Below are 25,476 nucleotides of genomic sequence, written 5' to 3' on the forward strand. Positions count from 1 at the left end.
TCAGGCCAACGCGGCGCAGGCCGTCGCGATCGCCAATTCCTCGTTGGTGGGCACCACCAACACGGTCACAGGTGACTCGGGTGTCGAGATCCGCCGGGCTGCACGCGACGGTGACGCGTTGAGTTCCTCGTCGATCTGGATTCCCAGCGCGGACAGCCCGGCCAGGGCGTCGCGGCGCACCGCGGCGTCGTTCTCCCCGACGCCCGCGGTGAAGCTGATGACGTCGGTGCTGCCCAGCACCGCCAGATAGGCGCCGATGTACTTGCGGAGCCGGTGGATGTAGACGTCATACGCCAATTGCGCGTTCTCGTCACCGGATTCGATGCGCTTGCGCAACGTGCGGAAGTCGTTCTCGCCACCGAGGCCGAGCACACCCGACTGGCGGTTGAGCATCGTGTCGATGTCCTCTACGTCCATACCCGCCGCCCGGCGCAGGAACAAGATGATGCCGGGGTCGATGTCGCCGCTGCGGGTGCCCATCACCAGGCCCTCCATCGGCGTCATCCCCATCGAGGTGTCTACCGGCCTGCCACCGGCGATCGCCGACGCCGACGCGCCATTACCCAGGTGCAGCACAATCTGATTCAGCGACTCGTAGGGCCGGTCCAGGAAGGCGGCGGCCTGCTGGCTGACGTACTGGTGCGAGGTGCCGTGGAAGCCGTAGCGGCGGATGTCCCAGCGCTCGGCCACCTCGCGATCGATGGCGTAGGTGGCCGCCGCTGCGGGCAGGTTGTGGAAGAACGCGGTGTCGAACACCGCCACGTGCGGCAGGTCTGGCAGCAGCTTGCGGGCCACCTCGATGCCCAGGATCGCCGGCGGATTGTGCAGCGGAGCCAGCGGAGACAGCTCTTCGAGCTTGCCGATCAGCTCACTGTCGATCAGCGTGGGGCAGTAGAAAGCCTTGCCGCCGTGCACCACCCGGTGGCCGACTGCCACCAGTCCGAGGGTGTCCAGGTGCAGACCCTGACCCGCCAGTTCGTCGAACGCTGCCCGCAACGCGGCATCGTGATCGGGAACCTGCGCCGAGCCGATCTGCTCGATGATGCCGTCGGCCAGGAATTCTCCCGAAGCCGGTTTCACCACTGCGTATTTCAGCGATGAGGATCCCGAGTTGATCACCAGAACCGTCATGACTGCCCCTGTGCCTGGATCGCGGTGATGGCCACGGTGTTGACGATGTCCTCCACCAGGGCTCCCCGGGACAGATCGTTCACCGGCTTGTTCAAGCCCTGCAGCACCGGGCCGATCGCGATGGCGCCGGCGCTGCGCTGCACAGCCTTGTACGTGTTGTTACCGGTGTTGAGATCGGGGAAGATCAACACGGTGGCGCGCCCCGCCACCGGCGAGTCGGGCATCTTCGTCGCCGCCACCGACGGCTCCACCGCCGCGTCGTACTGAATCGGCCCTTCCACCAACAGATCCGGTTCACGTTGCCGCACCAGCTCGGTTGCCGCCCGTACCTTGTCGACGTCGGCCCCGGTACCCGAGGTTCCCGTCGAGTACGACAACATGGCGACCCGCGGATCGATGCCGAACTGCGCGGCGGTGCGCGCCGAGGAGATCGCGATGTCGGCGAGTTGTTCCGAGGTCGGATCGGGCACGATCGCGCAGTCGCCATAGGCCAGCACCCGATCGGCCAGGCACATCAGGAAGATGCTCGACACCGTCGAGATTCCCGGCGCCGTGCGGATGATCTCGAAGGCCGGCCGTACGGTGTGCGCGGTGGTGTGCGCGGCACCCGAGACCATGCCGTCCACCATCTCGTTGTGCACCAGCATGGTGCCGAAATACGAGACGTCGTGAATGATCTCGCGGGCCTGTTCGACGGTCACGCCCTTCTTGCGGCGCAGCTCGGCGTATTGCTCGGCGAACTGGTCGCACAGCTCACTGGTGAGCGGATCCAGAACGACGGCTGCATCCAGGTTGACCCCGAGTTCAGCTGCCCGGGAACGGATCTGGCTCTCCTCGCCGAGGATGGTCAGCTCGGCCACCTCGTGCTGGAGCAGCCGGCCCGCGGCCTTGAGGATGCGGTCGTCGGTGCCCTCGGGCAGCACGATGCGCCTGCGGTCGGAGCGGGCCTGGTCGAGCAGTTGGTAGGTGAACATCTGCGGCGTGGTGACCGCGGGGATCGGAATGCTCAGCTGCGCGATCAGGTCGTTGACGTCGACGTGCTTGTCCATCAACGCCAGCGCGGTGTCGATCTTCCGCTGCGATGTCGACGTGACCCGGCCGCGGGCACCGGCGACCCGGCTGGCGGTCTCGAAGGTGCCGTACTTGGTGGCCACGATCGGCAGCCGCAGCCCGAGCCCTTCCACCAGCGATGCGATGGCCGGGTGCAGATCGAGGCCGCCGTTGAGGATGATGCAGGACAGTGACGGAAAGCCTTCTGCCGCATGAGCACTCACCAAGGCCAGCACCACGTCGGACCGGTCCCCCGGAGTGACCACCGCGACGCCCTCGGTCAGCCGCTCCAGGCAGTGCTCGGCGGTCATACCGGCGACCATCACGCCCATCGCCTCGCGCGACAGCAGCTCGGGGTCCCCGGCGATCATCGTGCCGTCGACCGCCACCTGCAGTTCGGCGACCGACGGGGCGACCAGCAACGGCTCCTCGGGAAGCACATACGCGGGCGGGCCGAGCGGTTTGAGGGCCTGGGCCACCGCGTCCAGCTGGGCCGGGTCGCACCGGTTGGCGACGACCGCCGCGGCATGTGCGTGCTGGTGGTTCAGCTCGGCCAGACACACCTCGACCACATGGGCCACCTCGGTAGGTGTCCGGTCGGCGGCCTTGACCGCGAGCACGACAGGCGCGCCGAGGTTGACCGCGATGCGGGCGTTCATGCTCAGCTCGCTGGGGGTGGCGATGTCGGTGTAGTCACTGCCGACGATCAGCACGGCGTCGCACTTCTCGGCCACGCGGTGGAACCGGTCGACGATCTCGGCGATCGCGACGTCGGGGTCTTCGTGTACCTGCTGGTAGCTGACCCCGACGCATTCGTCGTAACTCAGCCCGGCCGTGGCACTGGCCAGCAACAGTTCGAGGATGTAGTCGCGGTCCTCGCCCAGACGGGTGATCGGGCGGAACACCCCCACCCTCGGCACGGTCGCGGCAAGTCGGTGAAGAATGCCGAGCGCAATGGTCGACTTTCCGGTGTCACCTTCGGGCGACGCAATATAGATCGCGGTAGCGACGACTGCCTCTGGCACTGATACAGCTTCCCTCATCAGGGTTTGGACGGCCAGATGCTCTGCTTTTGCTCAGCGCAGCTCACGCAGCGCATCGGCGAATTCGGTGCAGAACCAGTCCACATCCGACAGAGAGAATACCAGGGGCGGTCTCACCTTCAGCACACTGCCCTGCGCCCCGCAAACCGAGATCAGCACCTTGCGGTCCCGCATCGCGTTGACCAGATCGTGCGCCGCGGCCCGGTCAGGGCCCGCCCCGGCGCGGTCGGTCACCATCTCGACACCGACATAGAGTCCGGCACCGCGAACATCGCCGACGCGTGGATCGTCGGCGGCCAGCCGGGTCAGTTCGTTACGCAGGGTCGTGCCGACCCGCGCCGCGTTGGCCATCAACTCCTCGCCTTCGATGACGTCGAGCACCGCGGCCGCGGCCGCCATCGACACCGGATTGCCTCCGAAGGTGTTGAAGTACGGCACCTCCCGGGCGAAGGCCTCCAGCACCTCGCTGCGAGCGGCCATCGCCGCCACCGGCAACCCGTTGGCCATCGGCTTGCCCATTGTGACGAGATCGGGCACGACACCGTGGCGGGTGAAGCCCCACATCGTCTCCCCCGTACGGCCGAACCCAGGCTGCACCTCGTCGGCGATGAACACCCCGCCGGCCGCCCGCACCGCGGCCACCGCAGGCGCCAGCACCGAGGGATCGGGATAGATGCCGTCGGAGGAGAAGAAGGTGTCCACGATCAGAGCACTCAGACCGAACCCGGCGGCCTCGAGGTCGGCGATCGCGGCTTCCACATCGACCAGGAAGCGCTCTGCCACTTCGGCACCCGAGCGGTAACTGTCCGGCGCGGCCACCGAGCGCACATGGGATCCGATGGTGGTGGCACCGCCGAGCGACGGTGAAATCGCCGTCACCGCTTCGGTATTGCCGTGGTAGGCGTCGCGGGTGACGATCACACCGCGCGCCCCGGTATACCTCTGTGCCACCCGCAAAGCCAGATCGTTGGCCTCCGAACCGGTGCAGGCATACATCACCTGGTCGAGTTCCGCCGGAAAGGTGGCGAGCAACCGCTGCGAGTACTCCACGATGCCCTCGTGCAGGTAGCGGGTGTGAGTGTTGAGCGTCTCGGCCTGGCGGGTGAGTGCGGCGACCACGTGCGGGTGGCAGTGCCCGACGCTGACGACGTTGTTGTACGCGTCGAGGTAACGCGTGCCGTCCGCGTCGAACATGTGGCTGCCGCTGCCGCGGACCAGGTGTACCGGCCGCTCGTAGAACAGCCGGTACGCCGGGCCCAGCAGGTGGGTGCGGGCCTCGATCAGCTTTTCGGTGTCGGGATCGGCCGACTGACCGGTGTAGCTGTTGGAGTCCATGATGTTCGAGAAACTCATCCCGTGCACCCCCTGCTCAGCGTTCGTGCGCCTCCTCCAACACGGTCCGACCCAGGTCGGAATACCGTTCCGGATCCCTGAATTTCAGGAACAGCGCCCACAGCACACCACCGATTCCGGCGATGCCGACAACATACGGGATTGCTGTGAAGATCCAGTCAGAAGCGGCTGAACCCGCAGCAAACGACGCGTTCTGGGCGAGCAGGTAGATGACGTAGAGCATGCCGACCCCGCCGAGCAGCGGAGCCAGGAAAGTGGTGAACCAGTTCGCCGTTTCGGGATGGCGCTTCTGGACATGGAAGTACGAGATCACCGAGAACGCCGCCAGCGCCTGGACGATCATGATGGCCGTCGTACCCAGCAATGCCATCAGGCCGTACAACCCGGTGTACGGGTCGCGTCCGGTGATGTCGAAGAACATCACCACCGCGGTCGCGAAGCCGGTCTGCACGAATCCCGCGATGTGTGGCGAGCCGTGCACCGGGTGGGTGGCACCGATGGTCTGGCGCATGCCGGGGATGACGTTCTCGCGGCCGAGTGCGTAAAGGTAACGCGCAGCGCAGTTGTGGAACGCCATACCGCAGGCGAAGGAGCCCGACATCAGCAGGATCTTGAACAGATCGACGGCCCACTGTCCGAGGTGCTCGTGCACCGGAGTGAAGAAGATGTCACCCGCGGTGGCCGAATCCTGTGCCAGTGCAACGGCGTTCTGCGGTCCGGTGCCGACGATGGCCAACCACGAGACCAGGACGTAGAAGGTGCCGATGCCGACCACCGAGCTGATCACCGCGATCGGGATGATCTTCTTGGGATTGCGTGACTCCTCGCCGTACATCGCGCTGGACTCGAAGCCCACCCACGACCAGAACGCGAAGAACAGGCCGACGCCGGCGGAACCGGCGACCGTGATCATGCTGCCGTCGGCACCGGCGACCTCACCGGACAGACTCTGAAAACCGTTGAGCGGGTTGAGCGATCCCAGAGACCAGCCCTGCGGACCGCCGCCGGTGAAGACCACCGACAGCGCCATCATGGCCAGCATGATGATCTCGGTGATCAGGAACACGGCGAGCACCTTGGCGGCCAGGTTGATGTCGAAGTAGGTCAGCACCGCGTTCACGGCGAGCATCACCACCGCGAAGAGAATCCAGGGCACGTCGACGCCGAAGAACGACTTGAACAGATCGTTCCCGAAGAACGAGAAGATGCCGATCAGCGACGCCTCGAACACCATGTAGGCCAGCGCCGTCAGGAATCCCGCGCCGAGACCGACGACGCGGCCCAACCCGTGCGATATGTACCCGTAGAAGGCACCGGTGGCAGTGATGTGCCTGCTCATCGCGGCGTAGCCGATGGCGAACAGGGTCAGCACGATGGTCGCGACGAAGTATCCGGCCGGCGCGTTGACGCCGTTGCCGAAGCCCACCGAGATCGGCACGTTGCCGACCATGGCCGTGATGGGGGCGGCGGTGGCGACCGCCATGAACAGCACACCGACCAACCCGACGGCGTTGGGTTTGAGGCGTTGGACGGAGGCGCCGGACGGGGCCGGTGGATCGATGATCTCACTCATTGCGGGTCCTAACTGAGGACGGTTTTCGGACCACTATTTGGTCTGATTTCCTGTCGTCGCCGACGGCATTGTGATGCGACGCAGCACATTGTCATCCCGCCCAGACCGTCGGGCAACTCGAAACTCGTTGCGGGTCAATCGCTTTGTTGCGGTCATGTAAACCGTTCGGTTTCGGTCTGCTCTGCGGCGTCTATTTGGTTCACACTCGGGGCATGTCCCTGACACCGGGCGGCCCCGTCGCCGAGGACGTGCGCCGACGCATCCTGTCCATGTTGGCCCTGGGTACCCTTCGCCCCGGCTCACGGCTGGGCACCGAACGGGAGATGGCGGCGAATTTCGCGGTGTCGCGCTCCACACTGCGCAGCGCGCTGCTGCCGCTGAGTCAGGCGGGCGTACTGGAGCGCCGCACCGGGCGCAACGGCGGCACGTTCGTGCGCGCCGACGTCGTCGAACGCAATGCCGCCGAACTGGCGGGGTTGCCGGATCGGTTGCGCACCGGTGGTCACACCAGCGCCACCCGCGTACTGACGACAGACCGCAGGCCGGCCACCCCGGTGGAGGCGCATGCCCTCGAAATCGCCGATGGTGCAGAGATATTCACGATCCGAAGGTTGCGGTTCGCCGACGGTGTGCCGCTCTCGGTGGATCTGGCCTGCTTCGTGGCCGCCCACGTGGAAGATCTGCTGGAACAGCCGCTCGGCGGTTCGCTGTATGAGTTGGTGCGGGTGCGGTACGGCCTCACCCCGGCCGCCACCACCGAGACCATCGAAGTGGTCAGCGCCAGTCCCCGCGAAGCGCAGTGGCTCGACATCGCCCACCGCAGGCCGCTCCTGGCCGTCACGCGGGTCACCCGCGACAGCAGTGGCCGCCCGTTCGAGTACGCCTACGACTTGTTCCGGGCCGACCGGGTCCGGCTCACCGCCACCAGTCAGGGCGGTGTCGGTGCAGTGCAACGCTCGGTGTGCAGCGCCTGAGATCAGGCCCCGTGTGGGACAACGATGTCGGCGATGAGGGCCATGTGGTCGGCCTCCGGCACGAGCTCCGTTCGTACCGCGGTCGCGTCGGCATTGCGTAACAGCACATGATCGATTCCGACGGCAGGCACCCTTCGGGGACCGACCGGGAAGGTGCGGACCAGGCCCCCGCCGGCCTGCTCTGCGGCGTCGCGATAGCCGGTGGCCAGCAGTTCCCGGAACGGCAGCATGTCGTGGGTGGCATTGAAGTCCCCCGCCACGATCACCGCACCCGGACCGGCCTCGTCGGCCAACTCGCGCAGCATTGTCGGGAACTTCGCCATGTCGTTGCGCCACGACTCGATCGGCTGCGGCCACGGCGCGGCGAAATGGACCCCCACCAAGATCGGGGGAACCGCGACGTCCGGCACATGGACCCGGGACCGCAGCATCACCATCGAGTAGCCCGGGACATGTGCACTGTCGGTCAACGGGAACCGGCTCCAGATTCCGAGGCCGCCGGCCATCGGCTCGGGGTCGAAGATCCGGTGGCCGAAGGTGTTCTCCAGCCCGGCCGCGATCAACCCGTCGGCGGCCTCCTGCGTGAGCTCCTGTATTACGACGACATCGGCCGTCCGTTCGGCAGCGGCCACCACAGCGGCCGGATCCCCGCGCCCCATACCGAGATTCGAGGTGAACACCCGCACCGGTGCCGACTGCGCCGTCACCGCCTCGGGACCGAGGTACTGCGGCACCTGGATCACGGCGATCGCCAGCGTCAGCACCACGGCCAGCGCCGTCAGCACCCACCGCCGACCGAGCACCAGCAGCAACACCGCCACCGGGGCGGCCAAGGTCAGGTAGGGGGATGCCGTCGCCAACAGCACCGTGCCGTGGCGGCCCAGCGGTACGTAGCGCACCGCCAGACCCACCACGGCCACACCCGCCGCGACCACCCCGGAGAGGGTCGCGAGAATTCGGATCAACTCAGCCGAGCTTGCGCAGGCGCGGTTCCAGATCGTTCTTGAACAGGTCGAGGAACCGACGCTGATCGTGACCGGGGGCGTGGAACACCAGGTGGTTCAGGCCCCACTTGACGTACTGGCCGACCTTCTCGACCGCCTCATCGGGATCCGAGGCGACGATCCAACGCTTGGCGACCTGCTCGATGGGCAGCGCGTCGGCGGCCTTCTCCATCTCGATCGGGTCATCGATGGAGTGCTTCTGCTCCGGCGTCAGCGACAGCGGCGCCCAGAACCGGGTGTTCTCCAGCGCAGCCTCGGGATCCGGATCGTAGGAGATCTTGATCTCGATCATCCGATCGATGTCCTCGGCGTTGCGGCCGGCAGCCTCCGCACCCTCCTTCACGGCCGGGATCAGCTTGTCCTTGTAGAGCTCCTCACCCTTGCCCGAGGTGCAGATGAACCCGTCACCCGCGCGACCCGCGTACTTGGCCACCACCGGACCACCGGCAGCGATGTAGACCGGCACACCGCCCTCGGGCACGTCGTAGATCGAGGCGCCCTTGAGCTTGTAGTACTCACCCTCGAAATCGACGCGGTCGCCCAGCCACAGCTCACGCATGAGCTTGACCGACTCCCGCAGCCGGGCGAAACGCTCCTTGAACTCCGGCCACTGCCCGCTGTAGCCGGTGGCGATCTCGTTGAGCGCCTCGCCGGTACCCACCCCGAGGAAGATGCGGTCCGGGTACAGACACGCCATCGTCGCGAACGCCTGCGCGATCACCGCCGGGTTGTACCGGAACGTCGGCGTCAGCACCGAGGTGCCCAGCACGAGCCGCTCGGTACGCTCACCCACCGCCGTCATCCAGGCCAGCGAGAACGGCGCATGCCCACCCTCGTGCCGCCACGGCTGGAAATGGTCGCTGACCGTCGCGCTGTCCATCCCGGCCGCTTCGGCCAGCACCGCCAGCTCGACCAGTTCCCGAGGCGCGAACTGCTCCGCCGATGCCTTGTATCCCAGTTTCAGTTCAGCCACGGCTTCGTTTCTACTCCTATGCTTAAACTCGCGACATGGCAGCAGCCCTGACCGCGATCACCGAGCACGTGCACTTCGCACAGACCGACTTGGTCAACTGGACGCTGGTGACCGACGGGGACCGGGTCATGCTGATCGACGCCGGGTTCCCGGGCCAGCGCCAGGACGTCATCGGCTCGGTGAACCAAATCGGCTACTCCATCGACGACATCGCCGCGGTCCTGCTCACCCACGCTCACATCGACCACTTCGGCACCGCGATCTGGCTCGCGAAAACCCATGGCGTACCGGTGTTCTGCCACGCAACCGAGCTCGGTCACGCCAAACGCGAATACCTGGAGCAGGCCGCACCCGCCGATGTGGTGCGCAACATCTGGCAGCCCCGCTGGCTGAAGTGGGCGGCCACCATCACCGTCAAAGGCGGGATGAACCATGCCGGTATCCCCACCGCGCAGGCGCTGACCCCCGAGATCGCCGCCGGGCTGCCCGGGGCGCCCGTCGCCGTGCCGACGCCGGGTCACACCGGCGGACACTGCTCGTTCATCGTCGGCGGCGCCCTAGTCAGCGGCGACGCACTGGTGACGGGGCACCCGCTGCTGCGGCGCACCGGTCCGTCACTGCTTCCGGCGTTGTTCAACCACGACGAAGACGGCTGTCTGCGCAGCCTCGAGACGCTCGGTGTGCTGGGTACCGACATCATGCTTCCCGGCCACGGGCCGATGTGGCGCGGATCGATCGCCGACGCCGCCGCCACCGCCGCGGCCGTCCACGCTTAGTGCTGCAGGATCCGGTATCCCAGCAGGAAGAACCCGGTCAGGCACAAACCGCAGGCCAGCACGATCGTGGGCATCAGGACCATCTGGTCGAGTTCGTCGGGGTCGAACACCTCGTCGTCGTACACCGAACCGAACAGCACCCGGGCAAACCTGGTCCGGCGGAATGCGTGCATCCGCCGTCGTGACTCCGCCGAGTCCGCCCGGCGACCGATGAACAGCCGCAAAGCCACGCCGCTCGCAAACACCACCGCAGCCGCTACCAGTAGCAGCGTTCCCACGATTACCTGCAGACTCGGCATCGCAGGCCAGCCTAGCCGCTAACGACCCCACCGCTCGGCAAGCAGCTGGTGGGAGCGCAGCCGGTCGGCGTGCCGGTGCGTCACCGAGGTGATGACGAGTTCGTCCGCACCGCTGAGGCGTTGCAACGCTTCCAGCCGGGTGGCCACCTGATCGGGATCACCGACGAATTGCGTTGCGATACGGTCCCGGACCACGTCCAACTGCTCGTCGGACAGCGGCCCACAGTCGTCCGGGTCCGGATAGGGCATGGCGCCACCGCCGGCCCGGACCGAATGCACCCAGTGCCCGTAACTGGACGCCAGATGCCGTGCGGTGGCTTCGTCGTCGGCGACGACCACGTCGGCCGACACCGCCACGTACGGCTCGGCCAGGAACTCCGACGGGGTGAATCCGTTGCGGTACACCTCGATTGCCTCCAGCGCAGTGGCGGGCGTGATGTGATAGCTCGCCACGAACGGCAACCCGCGCGCGGCCGCGACGCGTGCACTCTGCCCCTTGCTGCTGCCGAACACCCACGGTGTCAGGTCGGCGCCCGCACCGGGAACGGCCGTGCCCACCTCGTAACGGCCGGCGAGCATGGCCAGGATGTCGTCCACCTGTTCGGCGAAATCCGGTGTGAGCGCTTCGGGTTGCTGCAACACGGCCATCCGTGACCGCAACTGCGGGTCCCGCATCAGCGCACTGACGTCGTAGGGCGTCGGGATCACCACACCGTCGATCTCGTGCCACCGGCGCGGCGGCCTCGGCTCGCGCGGCTTGTCCCGCACCGCCTCGGCGCGTTTCTGACCCGAGCGGCCCACCCCGAGATCGATCCGGTCGGGGTAGAACGCTGCCAGGGTGCCGAAGCTCTCGACCACGGCGACCGCCGTGGTGTGGCCGAGTTGCACGGCAGCGGTGCCGACCCTGATCCGTTCCGTGGCCGCCGCGATCTGCCCCACCAGAACCGCGGGCGACGAACTGGCCACCGATACAAAGTGATGCTCGGCGACCCAATACCGTTGGTAGCCCCACTGTTCGGCGTGCCGGGCCAGGTCGACGGTGTTCCGCAGCGCGGTCTGCGCGTCGCTGCCCGCGCTGATCGGCGCCAGATCGAGGATCGAGAGCGGAGTGGTGGTCACGTCAGCTCCTTCTCGAAGGCGATCGGGAAGACCGTCCCCTCCCCCTCGGGCGGCAAAGGTGCGGTGAGCCGGGTGTAACCCGCGGAGTCGTAGAGCGCCTCGGCCTCCGGCTGCAGGTGACCCGTCGTCAGATAGACCCTCCGGTACCCGCGGGCGGCGATCTCACATTCGAGGTGGGCCAGCAGCACCCTGCCGTAGCCACGCTTGCGATAACGACTGTCGGTCCAGATGCGTTTGAGTTCGGCGGTGTCGGCGTCGAATCGGGTGAATGCGCCGCCCGTCACCGGCATACCGTCGAGCACGCCGATGTACAGGCCGCCGCCGGGCGGGGCGAACTCGTCGGCCGACTTCCCACGCAGCCAACCCATCATCTGCTCCGGCGTTCCGCCGTAGCGCCCCGAGTACTCCACGGACAGCTCGGCCAGCAGCGGGGCAGCCAGTGGATCATCCAGATCGACCGCGACGAACCGCACACCACTCACGGGGGCTGACTTAACCACCGTTCCGATACTCACGGCTGCTTCAACGCGCAACCACGGCCGCGATATGCCCACAGGCTCAGCCTGATCAAAACCCTGCCGAACCGCTCATTTCCTGGCCAGGTAGTAGTAGTTCGACGGGTCCTGCTCGATCTCGGTGACCTCCACGTCGGCGAATCCCGCGTCGGTCAGCATCGACACCGCCAACTGTCTGCCCCACATCGTCCCCAGCCCGGCTCCGCCCAGACCGAGCGAGACCGACATGCAATGGGTCAGAGACACCGCGTAGCGGTACGTGCTCATCACCGCGCCGATGTTGTCCTCCAGCCGGCTGGAAGCCTTGATGTCGGCCATCACCAGCACTCCACCCGGCCGCAGCGCACGGTAGATGTTCTCCAGCACCCGGGCGGGCTGGGCCTGGTCGTGGATCGCATCGAACGCGGTGATGAGGTCGTACGCCCCGGTCAGGTCGAGGTTCGCCAAGTCGGCGGAAAGGTACGAGACATTGGTCAAACCACGTTGCGCAGCCGACGCAGCCCCGGTGGCGACCGCCTCTTCCGAGAAGTCGATTCCGGTGAATCGACTGGCCGGATAGGCCGCGGCCATCAGGCCGATCGCGTACCCGCTGCCGCAACCGAAATCGGCGACGTCGATGCCACTCTCGAGCCGTTGCGGCAGGTCGTCGACCAACGGCAGCACGGCACTGACCAGGGCGGCGTCGAACACCTCGCCACTGCGCTCGGCCATCACGGTGTGGAAGCGCGGATAGTCGTCGTAGCTCAGACCACCGCCGTCCCGGAAGCAGCCGAGGATCTTCTGTTCGACCTCGCACATCAGCGGCACGTACTGGGCCAGACGCGCCAGGTTGCCCAGACCGGACTCGCGCGTCAGCGCAGCGGCGCGGTGTTCGGGCAACCGGTATGTAGAGGCTTCCGCGTCGTAGTCGACCACGTGTCCCGCGGCGAGCCCGCCGAGCCATTCGCGGACGTAGCGTTCATCGAGGCCCGCGGCCGCGGCGATCTCGGTGCTGGTTGCCGACGGCAGCTTGGCCATCACGTCGAACAGCCCGGTCTGGTGGCCGATGCTCAACAGCAGGGTCAACCCCGCACTGTCGATCGCCGCGGTCATCCGTTCGGAGAAATCCTCTGCGGTTTCGGTAATTGCCTGCTGATCGGTGCCATTCGCCATCACGCCCGCCCAGACTACGCCGCCTCGGCCACCCCCTTCCGCGCAAAACTTGACACGTGTAAAGTTCGCCGCCATGGACAACATCAGGGGCAAGACCATCGCGATCACCGGCGCCGCCCGCGGCATCGGTTACGCCACCGCCAAGGCCCTGCTGGCCAAAGGCGCCCGGGTCGTCATCGGTGACCGTGACGTGGCCCTTCAGGAGTCGGCCGTCGTCGAGCTGACCAAGCTCGGCCAGGTCTCCGGCTACCCGCTCGACGTCACGGACCGGGAATCGTTCGCGACATTCCTGGACAAGGCCCGCACCGACGGCGGCGGCCACATCGACGTGCTGATCAACAACGCCGGTGTGATGCCGGTCGGGCCGTTCCTGGAGCAGAGCGAGCAGTCGATCCGGTCGAACATCGAGGTCAACGTCTACGGCGTGCTCACCGGCTGCCAGCTGGCACTGCCGGACATGGTCAAGCGTCGCCGCGGCCACGTCATCAACATCGCGTCGCTGTCGGGCCTGATCCCGCTGCCCGGCCAGGTGGTCTACGTCGGCGCGAAGTACGCCGTCGTCGGGCTCACCACCGCGCTGGCCGACGAGATGGCACCGCACGGGGTCGACGTTTCGGTGATCATGCCGCCGTTCACCAACACCGACCTCATCTCGGGCACCAAGTCCGGCGGGGCCATCAAGCCCGTCGAACCCGAAGACATCGCCGCCGCGATCATCAAAACGCTCAACAAGCCCAAGACGCACGTGTCGGTGCCGCCGCCGCTGCGCTTCACCGCGCAGGCGGCGCAGATGCTGCCGCCCAAGGGCCGTCGCTGGATGAACAAGAAGCTGGGCCTGGACAACGTGTTCCTGGAGTTCGACACCGCCAAGCGCAAGGCCTACGAGGACCGGGCCCAGGCCGCTCAGGGCGTCATCGACTCCGACGGCAAGAGCTAGCCGAAGGTCGGCAGCTCGGCTCCGTGACGGTAGCCCTCGATCACGTCGAGGGCACCGTCGAGCAGTTCCTCGTGGGTGAACTCGTAGCGCTCGACGCTGCCGACGAACACCACCCGGACGATCTCGCCGTCCTCGGCCGCGTCCAGCCACAGTGAGGTCACCGGCAGGCCGTCGTCGACCTGGGCGCCGGACGGCTCGTAAAACCACACCGCGTAGTCGTCGTTGGACTGTTCCTCGTCAAAAGTCCAGCCGCGCGCGGTGATTCGATCGTCGAACTCGGCCAGATCGGCGACGACGGCATCCGGGATGTCGGCCAACTCATCGACCATCTCGTGGGGCACCAACCGCGTGTCACGAGCGGCCTGCCGCTTGCGGCGGCGGGCCTTCTTGGCGTCGGAGCCCTTGGACACGCCTGGCCCGCCTAGCTCAGCGCCTGGTCGAGATCGGCGATCAGATCCTCGGTGCCCTCCAGGCCGATCGAGATGCGCACGACACCGTCGCCCAGTCCGATCGCGGCGCGCCCCTCCGGGCCCATGGCCCGGTGCGTCGTCGTTGCCGGGTGGGTGATCAGTGTCTTGGAGTCACCGAGGTTGTTCGAGATGTCCACGACGCGCAGCTTGTCGAGCACCTCGAAGGCGCGCGCCTTGCCGTCATTGGCATTCAGCTCGAAGGTGACGACGGTGCCGCCACCACGCATCTGCCGCTGCGCCAGGTCGTACTGCGGGTGCGACTTCAGGAACGGGTACTTCACCCATCTCACCGACGGATGGCCTTCCAGGAACTCGGCGATCCGCTGGGCCGAGCGGTTCGAATAGTCCACCCGGACCGCAAGCGTCTCAAGGCCTTTCAGCAGCGTCCAGGCGTTGAACGCGCTGATCGCCGGGCCGGTGTGGCGCATGAGCTTCTGCACCGGGCCGTCGATGTACTCCTTGTCACCGAGGATCGCCCCGCCGAGCACGCGGCCCTGCCCGTCGATGTGCTTGGTGCCCGAATACACCACCACGTCCGCGCCGAGCGGCATGCCCTGCTGCAGTAGCGGCGTGGCGAAGACGTTGTCCAGCACGACCTTTGCGCCGGCGGCATGGGCCAGCTCGGACACCGCGGCGATGTCGACCAGGGACTGCATCGGGTTGGACGGCGTCTCGAAGAACACCGCGGTCGTCGGAACGGACAGTGCCTCTTCCCACTGCGCGAGGTCCTCGCCGTCGACGAACACGGTCTCCACACCCCAGCGGGGCAGGATCTCGTTGCACACCACGAAGCAGGATCCGAAGAGGCTGCGGGCGGCCACGAGGCGGTCACCGGCACCCAGCAAGGCACCGAGGGCGGTGAAGACGGCCGCCATGCCGGTGGCAGTCGCGAACGCAGCCGGAGCGTCCTCGATTAGCCGCAACCGCTCCTCGAACATCGAGATGGTCGGGTTGCCATAGCGGGAGTAGACGAAACGGTCGATCTCGCCGGTGAACGCCTTCTCGGCCGCGGATGCGGATTCGTAGACGTACCCCGAGGTCAGATACATCGCCTCGGCGGTTTCCTCGAACTCCGAGCGCAGCAGACCGCCGCGCACGCCGATGGTGGCCTGGCTGACGCCCTCGGGCAGAGCAGCCGGTATCCGGACAGATGGGATGTCAGTCATGTTGTTTTCGACTCTGCTACTCAACTCTGTGTCCAAGGCAGACCGACGGCTTTCCAACCGGTACCGCCACGGTGGCGGAACTCGTCGAGATTGCCCTCGAATCCGTCGAGGATGTTGTAGGACGGCGCGATGCCGGCCGCAGTGGCGGCCTCGGCCGCACCGATCGAACGGTTGCCGGAACGACACAGGAAGACCACCGGACGCTCACCCGGCGTTACTCCTGACGCCTTGAGATCGTCGACGAAGGCGTCGTTGTGCCCGCCGTCCGTGCGGTTCCATTCCACGTACACCACGTCACGCTCGAGGGTGGACAGATCCGGCACGCCGACGAAGCGCCACTCGGCGTCGGTACGACAGTCCACCAGCACGGCCTCGGAATTCTCGCTCAGAAGCTTCCAGGCCTCCTCAGGCGTGATGTCACCTGCATAGCTCACGGGCGTGAGTCTCCCATACTCGAGCAGACGCGCCATTGGCCGTCCTCACGCACGAACGCCGTCTCGCTGTTCACCTTGGCGTCGGGGGTGTTGCCGAAGTGGTAGACCACCGTTGCGGTGGCCCGATCACCCTCGACGTGCACCCCGGTCACGTCGTCCACATACCTGGCACCCTGCTTGGCCACCGAGTCACGCTGCCGGGCAATGAAATCGGCTTCGGTGCCACGTTGCGCGACGCAGGTGTGATCGGAGAACTCGCCGAAGCTCTCCCGCTGCAGAGCGTCGTTCTGGCCGACTGCGGCGAGGCTCACCTTCTGCTCCTCGCTGCGCCCGTCGCTGCCGAACGTGTTGAGCAGAACAACAACGATCACCACGAGCACAATGATGGCCAGCGCGCCGAGGAACGGCGCCATCGTGGGCCGGTCCCCCGTTTCCTCCGTGTCCTCAGCCATCAACGGTTCACCACAGCTTGCGCAGCGCGGAGCCGACCCGGCGGGCACGGTCCCGGGCAATGATCACATCGGGCGCGGTGGCCAGGGCCACCCCGAGCCGCCGTGGGGCGTCGGATTCACCCGGTCGGCCGAACAACCGCACATCGCTTTCCGACGTGGCCAGCGCGTCGGCCAACACACCGCTGATGTCGCCCGACAGTTCACCGGTGTCGGCTCCGCCGTAACTGACCTCGGCAGCCGCCGGGGAGATCATGATGGTGTCGACCGCCAGGCCCAGGATCGCCCTGGCGTGCAGCTCGAACTCCGACAGCCGCTGCGACCGCAGTGTCACCAGCCCACTGTCGTGCGGCCGGATCCGGACATCGGAGAAGTACACGTCGTCGCCCTGCACCAGCAGCTCGACCCCGAACACCCCACGCCCGCCCAACGAGTTGACGATCCGGGCGGAGATCGACTTCGCGGCGTCCAGCGCAGCCGGTGACAGGGGCTGAGGCTGCCAGGACTCCAGCACATCGGTACCGACCTGACGGTGCCCGATCGGCTCGCAGAACTGCACGCCGGGACCGGACGGTCCGGCGGTGCGCACGGTCAGCATCGTGATCTCGTAATCGACCTCGACGACGGACTCGGCCAGCACGCGGTTCTGCGCGATGTGTCCGGCGGTGGTCGCCCGCTGCCAGGCCGGTTCGACGTCGTCGGACCGCAGCATCACCGACTCCCCGTCGCGCTGCGCGCCCACCACCGGCTTGACCACCAGCGGGAAACCGGCATGCTCGGCCACCGCGGTCAGCTCGTCGACCGACCCGGCGAACCAGAACGGCACCGTGGGCAGGCCCAGCTCGTCCGACGCCAGGCGGCGCAGACCCTCGCGGTCCTGACTGAGCCGAATGCTGCGCGGTGTGGGCAGAACCTCGATGCCGCCCCGCTCCGCCACCGCGACGAGCGCGTCAGCGGCGATGACACCGGACTCGGCCACCACGTAGCGCGGCTGCTCCCGCTCGATCAGCGCAGCGAGTTCCTCGGCGTCATTCATCTTGATCACCGCAGAGCGGTCCGCGACGCCGTGCGCGGGGGCGTAGTAGCGGTCCGCGGCGACCACGACTCCGCCCAGCCGCTGAAAGGCCAGCGCGAGCTCCCGGCTCAACTCACCCGAACCCAGCAGCAGCACCGTCGCCGCCGGATCGGTGGGCTTGGGGGACTCCGTGGGCTTGGGGGACGGAGCCTCTTCGGCACCGTCGACCTGATCATCCGTCAGGTCATCAGTCTGCGCGTCCTCAATCGATTCACTCATCGCACGCACCAGCCTGCCAGATCGTCACCCGACCCGGTGGTCGATATAGCACCAACGCCAGCTCTCCCCGGGTTCTGCCGAGCGCATCACCGGATGGCCACTCTGGTGAAAGTGCTTGGTGGCATGCTGATGCGGACTTGAGTCACAGCAACCGACGTGACCGCACGTCATGCACATCCGCAGATGCGCCCAGTTGTCCTCGCCGTCTTCCTCACATTCCTGGCATCGACCAGGGGTCACGGGATGCGGCTCGGCAACCTCCGCGTTCAGATGCTCACAGGTGCGAGGCGCCGGGTTGTGCTCGCGCCGCCGTGATCTCCTCAACATGTTGACCAAGGATAAGCAAGCACACGAAGGAGGGCTGACAGCGTGGGTGCCTCACTCTTGGCGGCCTTGGTGGCCGCAATCTTGCTGGCCGCCGTAGCGCGCCGCTTCGACGTCTCCGCGCCGCTGGCCCTGGTGGTGGCCGGCCTGGCAGGCAGCGCGTTACCCGGCTTCCACGACGTACACCTGGACCCCGACCTGGTGCTCTTCGTGATCCTGCCGCCGCTGCTGTGGTCGGCGGGACTGGAGAGCAGCTACGTGGCGCTGCGCCGCAACATCCGCCCCATCGGGTTCCTGGCCGTCGGGCTTCCGCTGGCCACCACATTCGTCGTCGGCATCGTCGCCTTCCACATCGTGCCCGAACTCACCATCGCCGCGGCCCTGACCCTCGGCGCGATCGTGGCCCCGCCAGACGCCGTGTCGGCAACCGCCGTCGGCCGCCGGCTCGGGCTGCCGCGGCGCACCATGACGCTGTTGGGCGGGGAGAGCCTGCTCAACGACGCCACCGCGCTGACCGCCTACAAGGTCGCTCTCGGCGCGGCCATCGGCACCGCTGCCACCTGGCGAGGCGGGCTGAGCACGTTCGCCCTGGCCGCGGTCGGCGGCGTGGTGGTGGGCTGGGTGATCGGGATGGTGGTGAACTTCATCCGCACCCGGCTCGACGATCCGCTGGTCGAGAGCGCCATCGGCCTGGTGGCGCCGTTCTTCACCTACCTGCTGGCGGAGGAGATCCACGGCTCGGGCGTGATCGCCGTGGTGGTGGCCGCTCTGCTGCTGGGCCAGCGTGAGTCCCAGGCCAGCTATGCCACCCGGCTGCAGGACAAGGCGGTGTGGAAGGCGCTGCAGCTCATCCTGGAATCATTCGCGTTCCTCTTGATCGGCCTGCAGCTGCCGAAGGTGATCAGCGAGCTGGCCGGAATCTCGGCGGCCACGCTCGCCATCTCGTCGGCCGCCGTGCTCGTCACGGTGATCGGGGTGCGAATGGTGTGGGTTTACGCGACCACCTATCTGCCCCGCCTGCTGTCCAAGCGGATCCGCGACCACGAACCCGAACCGCCGCGAGCCCAGGTGTTCGTTGTGGCCTGGGCGGGTATGCGTGGCGTCGTGTCCCTGGCCGCAGCGTTCGGTGTCCCAGCCACCACGCTGTCCGGCGATCCGTTCCCGGGCCGCCCGCAGTTGGTGTTCCTGACCTTTGTGGTCGTGGTCGGGACCCTGTTGCTGCACGGCCTGACGCTGCCGTGGTTCATCCGGGTCCTCGGCGCCCAGGGCGACGAGGCACACAGCGATGCGATCGCCACCGCCGCCGCGCAGGACAAGGCCGCCCGCGCCGCGGCCGAGCGACTCGATGAGTTGCTTGCCGAGCAGTCGGCGACCGCAGACGTGCCCCAGCGCGCCGCCGACGTGTTGCGGGCCTGGAACACCCGCCGCCGCAACGCCGCCTGGGAGCGTCTGGGCCGCGACGACGCCGACATCGGTGAGAGCCCGACATCGGCATTCCGTCGGCTGCGCCTGGAAATGCTTGCCGCCGAACGGGACACGTTCATCGCCGAGCGCGATGCCGGCCACATCGACGACGAGGTCCTGCGTACTGTGCTCCATGGGCTCGACTTGGAAGAGGCGACACTGAACCGTGATTAGGTGTCTGGCGTGGCTGGCTGTGTTGGTTGTGATCGTCTCCGGCGCGCTCCTGGGCCTGCTCAGCGGCGGCGACGCCGCCTCGCAGTCACCGGTCGCTGTCCCGGCTGATGCCGAGTCGGCGCGGGCCGACGCGCTGCGGGCCGACTTTCCCGGTGGAGATCAGGTTCCGGCGATCCTGGTGGTGACCCGCGCCGACGGCGCCGAACTCACCATGGGCGACGTCGACGCCACCGCCGATGCGCGCCACCGGATGACCGACGCACCCGGGCCGCCGTTGACCGTCTCCGACGACGGCAAGGCCGCGGTGGTCACCGTGCCACTGAAGGCCGACCTGTCCGGCTTCGGACTGAACGACGCCGTCAAGAATTTGCGCACCACCGCGAACGACGGCCTGCCTGCCGAGCTTCGGGCCCAGATCACCGGCGGCCCGGCGTTCGGCGCCGACATCGCCAATTCATTTGCCGGAGCGAACATCACACTGCTCGCGGTGACCGCGGCCGTGGTGGCCCTGCTGCTGATCGTCACCTACCGCTCACCGGTTCTGTGGCTGGTGCCGCTGCTGGTGATCGCCTTTGCCGACCGCGTCGGCGCCGTCGTCGGCACCGCGGTGGCCTCCGGACTCGGGCTCAGCCCGGACGGTTCCACCTCGGGAATCACCAGCGTGCTGGTGTTCGGTGCGGGCACCAACTATGCGTTGCTGCTCATCTCGCGGTACCGGGAGGAACTGGGGCGCACCGAGCAGCACCGCGAAGCTCTGGTGGTCGCGGTACGGGCCGCCGCCCCGGCGATCGTTGCCAGTAACGCGACCGTCGTGCTGGCCCTGCTGACCTTGCTGTTCGCCTCGGCGCCCAGCAACCGCAGTCTCGGTGTGCAGGCCGCGTCGGGTCTGGTGGTCGCCGCGATCTTCGTCCTGGTCGTGCTGCCACCGCTGCTGGCCCTGTGCGGCAAACGACTGTTCTGGCCGTTCATTCCCCAGGTCGGCGCCACACCGCTGACCGAAACCGGTATCTGGCACCGAATTGCGGACTCGGTGGCCCGCAAACCCGCCCGGGTGGCTCTGGTCTCGCTGGCCGGCCTGGCCGTCCTGTGCACTGCCCTGTTGTCCACCCCGATCGGGCTGACGCAGACCGAGCAGTTCCGGGTACAGGCCGAATCGGTGACCGGCTATCAGACATTGGCCGCGCATTTCCCGAGCGGCCTGACCGATCCCACCCGCGTCATCGCCTCCACCGCCAAGGGCGGTGCGGTGCAGCGGGCGATCACCGATACTCCCGGCGTCGTCTCCGCCTCACCTGCCGGTCAGTCCCCCTCCGGCCTGAGCCAGTGGTCGGTGGTCCTCAAGGGCGAACCCGCCTCCGATGAGGCCTTCGAAACCATTGATGCCCTTCGTGATTCGGTGCACGCGGCGGACCCCAGCGCGCTCGTGGGCGGGTCCGATGCCCAGGCCAGGGACACCGCCGCGGCCGCCCAGCGCGACCGCCTCGTGGTGATCCCGGCGATCCTCGCGGTGGTGCTGGCGGTGCTCTACCTCCTGCTGCGGTCCGTGTTCGCGCCGCTGGTGCTGGTCGGGGTGACGGTGCTCAGTGCACTGGCCGCGCTCGGACTGGGCGGCTGGGCCAGCGTCCACCTGTTCGGATTCCCCGCCCTGGACAACAGCACCCCGCTGTTCGCCTTCCTGTTCCTGGTGGCCCTCGGCGTGGACTACACGATCTTCCTGGTGACCCGGGCCCGTGAGGAGACCCCAGAGTTCGGAACCCGGCAGGGCATCGTGCGGGCGGTGTCGGCTACCGGAGCGGTGATCACCAGTGCCGGCGTGGTGCTGGCGGCGGTGTTCTGCGTGCTGGGCGTCCTGCCGCTCATCGTGCTGACGCAGCTGGGCATCATCGTCGGGCTCGGCATCCTGCTGGACACCTTCGTGGTCCGCACAGTGATCATCCCCGCGCTGTTCACCTTGATCGGCCCCCGCATCTGGTGGCCGGGTCTGCACGCCGAGCGCTAACTTGGCAGATGTGCAGGAGCTGCGAGTCCCGACGAAACTCGGCCGTCTCCGCGTCCAGGTCCGCGGCGACGGCGACGCGGTCCTGTTCTGGCCCAGCCTGCTGATGACCGGGGACATGTGGGCCGGCCAGATGCGGGAGTTCGAACCCGACCACCGGGTCATCGTCGTCGACCCACCCGGCCACGGCGGCAGCGAAAAGCTGACGGCCCCATTCAGTTTCACCGACTGCGCAGCCACCGTCGCCGACATCCTCGACAGTGTCGGCGTCGAACGCACCCACTTCGTCGGCAACTCCTGGGGCGGGATGATCGGTGGGACGTTCGCGGCGTTGCACCCGGACCGCATCGGGTGCGCCGTGTTGATGAACTGCACGGCGTCGCCCGCCGGGCGCGGGCAAAAGCTCGAGTACGGCCTGCTGCTGCGGATGGCCAAAGCGCTCAGGGGAATCCGCGGTCCACTCACCCGCCCGGTCCTCGCGGCCTTCCTGGGCCCGACGACATTTGACACACGTCCCGAAGTGGTCGCCTTCGTGCGGGATGCCGTGCACCGCGTCGACGTCGATTCCGCTGCCTGGGCGGTGACGAGCGTGGTGCCGCGCCGGCCGGATCAGCGGGCTCTGTTCTCTCGCGTGAAAGCACCCGTCCTCGTGGTCGCCGGTGCCGAAGATCCCACGTTCCCGCTTACGGAGACCATCGCGATGGCCGACGCCATTCCGGGCGCGGACGTGACGGTGCTCGACGGCGTCGCACACCTGGCCGCGCTGGAGAATCCCCGCCTCGTCAACACGTTGATCAGGGATTTCCTGGCACGCGGGTAGCGTCGGGGCATGACTGGGCCGATCACGCTGCCGCCAGTGCACATGCGGCGCAATGCCTTCGACCCGACGCCAGACCTGCGCGAGATCCGTGAGACCGACGGGGTACGCAAGGTCGTCAGCGCGCTCGGCAATCCCGTGTACCTGATCACCCGCCACGAGGACGTCAAGGCGGTGTTGAGTGACCACGAGCGGTTCTCCAACAGCAGACCACCCGGTTTCGCCCTGCCCGGGGCGCCCCAGATGTCCGAGGAAGAACTGGCCAGCGCCCGGGCCGGCAACCTGTTGGGACTTGACCCGCCTGACCACCAGCGGCTGCGCCGCATGCTCACCGCGGAGTTCACCATCCGCCGGATGAAGCGTCTCGAACCTCGGATCGTCGAGATCGTCGACTCCCGACTCGATGCGATGGCAGCGGCCGGCCCACCCTCGGATCTGGTGGCCGACTTTGCGCTGCCCATCCCGTCGCTGGTGATCTGCGAGCTGCTCGGGGTGCCCTACGAGGACCGCGACGACTTTCAGGACCGCTCCACGCACCAGCTCGACCTGTCCCTGTCCATCGCGGAACGTCTTGCGCTGCAACAGCAGAGCCGCGACTACATGCGTGGCCTCGTCCTGCGGGCCCGCCAGGATCCGGGCGAAGACATTCTCGGCATGCTGGTCCGCGACCATGGTGGCGAGCTGTCCGACGACGAGCTCGTCGGCATCGCTGGGCTGCTGTTGCTCGCCGGACATGAGACCACGTCGAACATGCTGGGCCTGGGTGTTCTGGCATTGCTGCGCCATCCCGATCAACTGGCGGCCGTGCGCGACGACCCGGATGCCGTCGGCCCCGCCGTCGAGGAACTGCTGCGCTGGCTGTCCATCGTCCAGAACGCCATCCCGCGCTTCACGACCACCGAGGTCGACGTTGCCGGCGTGCGGATACCGGCCGGCGAGTTGGTCTTCGCCTCCCTACCCGCGGGCAACCGGGACCCCGATTTCATCGACACCCCCGACCTGCTCGACATCCGCCGCGGTGCGCCCGGGCATCTGGCTTTCGGCCACGGCGTGCACCACTGCCTCGGTGCTCCGCTCGCCCGCATGGAGATGCGGATCGCCTTCCCGGCCCTGCTGCAACGGTTCCCGAACCTCGCGCTGGCAGAGCCGTTCGAGGACGTCGCCTACCGGTCTTTCCACTTCATCTACGGGCTCAAATCGTTGGCGGTAACGTGGTGAGCGCCATGAAAGTAGAAGCAGATCGGGATGCCTGCATCGCATCGGGCAACTGTGTGATGGTCTCCGACGTCGTCTTCGATCAGGACGATGACGGCGTCGTCGATGTCCTCGTCGATGAGGTGCCCGACGATGAGATCGCGCATGCGCGCGAGGCCGTCAAGCTGTGCCCGGCAAGCGCATTGAAGCTGACCGGGGACTGACGCCCAGCCGCTCAGAAGGGTGGTGGTGGTCCGTTTTCTTCGGCGAGCCAGGCTTGGTAGTCGCGTTCGTAGGCGAGGTCGTTGTTGAGTTCGGCGCGCAGGCGTCGTTCTTCGGCGATGCGGTCACGTTGGTCTTGTTCGCGGGTGCGTGAGCGTTTGGGCATCTTGGCGGCCCGGTTCAGGTTCGGGTCCAGGCTGGGCGCGCCAGGTTCGGGATCGGGGAGGTTGAGGTCCCCGGTCGTTTGAGCCAAAGTGGGGAACAGACCGGCGCCGTGGGGTTCGGTCACATGGGTGTGTCCGGTGGGGGTGGTGAACTCGATGGTGCCGTCGGGTCGTTGACGGTCAGTCCAGCCGGGGCAGAACGTTTTCACCAAATGGTGTGCCCGGCAAAATAGTTTGGTGTTCGACGGGTGCGTCGGCCCGGCGGGCCAGGGTGCGGTGTGGTCGATGTCGCAGCGTTCGGCCGGGGCATCACAGCCGGGGAACCGACAGGTCAGATCGCGCCACCGAATGAACTCCGACAACGCCACCGACGGGCGGTACCGCGGCTCGCCGACCGCAGCGGACTCAGCGCCGGCGTCGGCGGCCGTTCTCTCCGGCTCAGCCCCAGCGGGCATGCGCACCGGTTTGACCGTGCCGGTGGCGGCCAGATCCCGCACGGACTCGGCGGGCAGGATGCCATGGCCGACCAGATACCCCGGATCATCACAAGTGCCGTCCACGGTGGATTGGTCGGCCAGCACATGCACCACCGCCGCATCGGCGGCCGCGTGTTGCTGTGCGGCGGGGCAGTCCTCGCGCCGACACAGGCACGGCAGGTGGGATTCGAGTCGGGCCACCGGCCCCACCGCGTCGGCGCGGCGCTGCTCGCGGGTACGCGGATCGTCCTTGCACACCGTGTCAGCCACCGCATCCAGGCGTTGACTCAACGCGACCCCGTCAGCGGCGTGCACATTGGCCCACACCGAGGCCATGCCGGGGCTGCTCGCCTCGACCTGAACAAACCGCCCGTCATCGATCGGGGGTGGAACCCGCACCCCGTTGGGGTCGAGTTTGGCGATCCACTGATCCACCCGATCCCGCAACTGCCGCTCAGACAACCGCATCCACCGATGCGCCCGGGCCGCGAGTTCCTCATCCAGGCCGGCCCAGACTGCGGGGTCGACGATGCCGGTGCGGGCGATGAGCGTCCGCACGATCCGGTAGTCGATGTCGCCAACAGCGAACCGGGCCGCCACCAACGGCAGTTTGTCGCGTAACACCCGGGCGTGATGAATCTGGGTGCCGGCCCGGCCCCGACTGATCCGCAACGCCGCTGATACTTCTGCAGAGACCTCCTCGAACGGGTCGGTGGTCCAAAAGATCGACTCGGCCAACTCCTGTTCCCGCAGACTGTCCAACGCCCCTATCGCGGCCAGCCGCCCCGCGATCGCCGCCGACTCCGCCCGCGCCGCGGCACTGATCTTGTCGATCAGAGCAACATCGGAATCAACGTCGAACAAGTGTGGCGCTCCTAGTGTTCTAGTGGGCGCTTTTCTGCTGTTCAGCGGTGTTTTCGATTGAAGCTCAAG

25 protein-coding genes are annotated in these 25,476 nt (G+C 67.4%); 8 read left to right on the plus strand and 17 right to left on the minus strand.

Features of this window, described 5'->3' with window-relative positions; genetic code table 11:
* Genes AC4ELH_RS19885 through AC4ELH_RS19900 form a run of 4 tightly spaced genes read right to left on the minus strand, consistent with a single transcriptional unit; the run spans position 1 to position 6,150 of the window.
* Positions 1 to 1,131, minus strand: coding sequence for an acetate kinase (locus tag AC4ELH_RS19885; RefSeq protein ID WP_448444123.1), 1,131 nt, complete (start codon positions 1,129 to 1,131; stop codon positions 1 to 3).
* On the minus strand, positions 1,128 to 3,206 hold the full coding sequence (pta, locus tag AC4ELH_RS19890; protein WP_064887834.1) for a phosphate acetyltransferase: 2,079 nt from the start codon (positions 3,204 to 3,206) through the stop codon (positions 1,128 to 1,130). The genes AC4ELH_RS19885 and pta overlap by 4 nt, the downstream gene beginning before the upstream one ends.
* 51 nt (positions 3,207 to 3,257) lie before the next feature.
* On the minus strand, positions 3,258 to 4,577 hold the full coding sequence (locus tag AC4ELH_RS19895; protein WP_498886140.1) for an aspartate aminotransferase family protein: 1,320 nt from the start codon (positions 4,575 to 4,577) through the stop codon (positions 3,258 to 3,260).
* 16 nt (positions 4,578 to 4,593) lie between these two features.
* Positions 4,594 to 6,150 carry an APC family permease gene (locus tag AC4ELH_RS19900; RefSeq protein ID WP_064887840.1) on the minus strand — a complete coding sequence of 519 codons (1,557 nt, stop codon included), beginning with the start codon at positions 6,148 to 6,150 and terminating at the stop codon, positions 4,594 to 4,596.
* A gap of 212 nt (positions 6,151 to 6,362) precedes the next feature.
* Between AC4ELH_RS19900 and AC4ELH_RS19905 the strand changes: the two genes are divergently transcribed.
* The gene (locus tag AC4ELH_RS19905) at positions 6,363 to 7,124 is read left to right on the plus strand and encodes a GntR family transcriptional regulator (RefSeq protein WP_498886142.1); all 762 of its coding nucleotides are present in this window, start codon (positions 6,363 to 6,365) and stop codon (positions 7,122 to 7,124) included.
* Between the two features lie 2 nt (positions 7,125 to 7,126).
* Here the strand turns inward: AC4ELH_RS19905 and AC4ELH_RS19910 are convergent, their stop codons facing one another.
* Positions 7,127 to 8,089 carry an endonuclease/exonuclease/phosphatase family protein gene (locus AC4ELH_RS19910; protein WP_064887844.1) on the minus strand — a complete coding sequence of 321 codons (963 nt, stop codon included), beginning with the start codon at positions 8,087 to 8,089 and terminating at the stop codon, positions 7,127 to 7,129.
* A 1-nt stretch (position 8,090) separates the two neighbouring features.
* On the minus strand, positions 8,091 to 9,101 hold the full coding sequence (gene fgd, locus AC4ELH_RS19915) for a glucose-6-phosphate dehydrogenase (coenzyme-F420) (protein WP_448444134.1): 1,011 nt from the start codon (positions 9,099 to 9,101) through the stop codon (positions 8,091 to 8,093).
* A 35-nt stretch (positions 9,102 to 9,136) separates the two neighbouring features.
* On the opposite strand from fgd, the gene AC4ELH_RS19920 reads away from it, so the two are divergent.
* On the plus strand, positions 9,137 to 9,877 hold the full coding sequence (locus tag AC4ELH_RS19920; protein ID WP_498886144.1) for an MBL fold metallo-hydrolase: 741 nt from the start codon (positions 9,137 to 9,139) through the stop codon (positions 9,875 to 9,877).
* On the opposite strand, the gene AC4ELH_RS19925 is transcribed toward AC4ELH_RS19920, so the two are convergent.
* From AC4ELH_RS19925 to AC4ELH_RS19940, 4 genes are all read right to left on the minus strand, one after another.
* Entirely contained in the window at positions 9,874 to 10,176 is a 303-nt protein-coding gene (locus tag AC4ELH_RS19925; RefSeq protein WP_064961028.1) for a hypothetical protein, read from the minus strand. The two genes, AC4ELH_RS19920 and AC4ELH_RS19925, sit on opposite strands and share 4 nt — an antisense overlap.
* Positions 10,177 to 10,194: 18 nt before the next feature.
* Entirely contained in the window at positions 10,195 to 11,295 is a 1,101-nt protein-coding gene (locus AC4ELH_RS19930) for an LLM class flavin-dependent oxidoreductase (RefSeq protein WP_064961027.1), read from the minus strand.
* Positions 11,292 to 11,795, minus strand: coding sequence for a GNAT family N-acetyltransferase (locus AC4ELH_RS19935; RefSeq protein ID WP_498886147.1), 504 nt, complete (start codon positions 11,793 to 11,795; stop codon positions 11,292 to 11,294). Before AC4ELH_RS19935 ends, AC4ELH_RS19930 begins: the two co-directional genes overlap by 4 nt.
* An 87-nt stretch (positions 11,796 to 11,882) precedes the next feature.
* Positions 11,883 to 12,962, minus strand: coding sequence for a class I SAM-dependent methyltransferase (locus AC4ELH_RS19940; RefSeq protein ID WP_498886231.1), 1,080 nt, complete (start codon positions 12,960 to 12,962; stop codon positions 11,883 to 11,885).
* Between the two features lie 73 nt (positions 12,963 to 13,035).
* Here AC4ELH_RS19940 and AC4ELH_RS19945 point away from each other — a divergent pair, with 73 nt between their 5' ends.
* The gene (locus AC4ELH_RS19945; protein ID WP_498886150.1) at positions 13,036 to 13,899 is read left to right on the plus strand and encodes an SDR family oxidoreductase; all 864 of its coding nucleotides are present in this window, start codon (positions 13,036 to 13,038) and stop codon (positions 13,897 to 13,899) included.
* Here AC4ELH_RS19945 and AC4ELH_RS19950 read toward each other — a convergent pair.
* From AC4ELH_RS19950 to AC4ELH_RS19975, 6 genes are read right to left on the minus strand one after another with little or no spacing between them, the layout of a single operon-like run.
* Positions 13,896 to 14,309, minus strand: coding sequence for a hypothetical protein (locus AC4ELH_RS19950; RefSeq protein WP_463794672.1), 414 nt, complete (start codon positions 14,307 to 14,309; stop codon positions 13,896 to 13,898). The genes AC4ELH_RS19945 and AC4ELH_RS19950 overlap by 4 nt on opposite strands.
* A gap of 11 nt (positions 14,310 to 14,320) precedes the next feature.
* Positions 14,321 to 15,535, minus strand: a complete 1,215-nt coding sequence (locus tag AC4ELH_RS19955; protein WP_448444146.1) for an O-succinylhomoserine sulfhydrylase — start codon at positions 15,533 to 15,535, stop codon at positions 14,321 to 14,323.
* 20 nt (positions 15,536 to 15,555) lie between these two features.
* Positions 15,556 to 15,969: a rhodanese-like domain-containing protein gene (locus AC4ELH_RS19960; RefSeq protein ID WP_064887864.1), complete on the minus strand. Its 414-nt coding sequence runs from the start codon at positions 15,967 to 15,969 to the stop codon at positions 15,556 to 15,558.
* Entirely contained in the window at positions 15,966 to 16,421 is a 456-nt protein-coding gene (locus AC4ELH_RS19965) for an Rv0361 family membrane protein (protein WP_064887866.1), read from the minus strand. The genes AC4ELH_RS19960 and AC4ELH_RS19965 overlap by 4 nt, the downstream gene beginning before the upstream one ends.
* A 7-nt stretch (positions 16,422 to 16,428) precedes the next feature.
* Positions 16,429 to 17,712, minus strand: a complete 1,284-nt coding sequence (gene purT / locus AC4ELH_RS19970) for a formate-dependent phosphoribosylglycinamide formyltransferase (protein WP_064887883.1) — start codon at positions 17,710 to 17,712, stop codon at positions 16,429 to 16,431.
* A gap of 24 nt (positions 17,713 to 17,736) precedes the next feature.
* Positions 17,737 to 18,039 (minus strand): UBP-type zinc finger domain-containing protein, encoded by a 303-nt coding sequence (locus AC4ELH_RS19975; RefSeq protein WP_082941935.1) that lies wholly within the window; start codon positions 18,037 to 18,039, stop codon positions 17,737 to 17,739.
* 42 nt (positions 18,040 to 18,081) lie between these two features.
* On the opposite strand from AC4ELH_RS19975, the gene AC4ELH_RS19980 reads away from it, so the two are divergent.
* Genes AC4ELH_RS19980 through AC4ELH_RS20000 form a run of 5 tightly spaced genes read left to right on the plus strand, consistent with a single transcriptional unit; the run spans position 18,082 to position 23,905 of the window.
* Positions 18,082 to 19,674 (plus strand): Na+/H+ antiporter, encoded by a 1,593-nt coding sequence (locus AC4ELH_RS19980; protein WP_064887869.1) that lies wholly within the window; start codon positions 18,082 to 18,084, stop codon positions 19,672 to 19,674.
* Between the two features lie 4 nt (positions 19,675 to 19,678).
* Entirely contained in the window at positions 19,679 to 21,673 is a 1,995-nt protein-coding gene (locus tag AC4ELH_RS19985) for an MMPL family transporter (RefSeq protein ID WP_498886233.1), read from the plus strand.
* 10 nt (positions 21,674 to 21,683) lie between these two features.
* The gene (locus tag AC4ELH_RS19990; protein WP_498886154.1) at positions 21,684 to 22,490 is read left to right on the plus strand and encodes an alpha/beta fold hydrolase; all 807 of its coding nucleotides are present in this window, start codon (positions 21,684 to 21,686) and stop codon (positions 22,488 to 22,490) included.
* A 9-nt stretch (positions 22,491 to 22,499) separates the two neighbouring features.
* A complete protein-coding gene (locus AC4ELH_RS19995) occupies positions 22,500 to 23,705 on the plus strand; it encodes a cytochrome P450 (RefSeq protein ID WP_498886156.1) in 1,206 nt (401 codons plus the stop codon).
* Between the two features lie 5 nt (positions 23,706 to 23,710).
* On the plus strand, positions 23,711 to 23,905 hold the full coding sequence (locus tag AC4ELH_RS20000; protein ID WP_064961021.1) for a ferredoxin: 195 nt from the start codon (positions 23,711 to 23,713) through the stop codon (positions 23,903 to 23,905).
* 11 nt (positions 23,906 to 23,916) lie between these two features.
* On the opposite strand, the gene AC4ELH_RS20005 is transcribed toward AC4ELH_RS20000, so the two are convergent.
* Entirely contained in the window at positions 23,917 to 25,407 is a 1,491-nt protein-coding gene (locus AC4ELH_RS20005) for an HNH endonuclease signature motif containing protein (RefSeq protein WP_498886159.1), read from the minus strand.
* Positions 25,408 to 25,476 lie beyond the last annotated feature (69 nt).

The sequence above is a fragment of the Mycobacterium shunyiense genome (genome assembly GCF_058270075.1).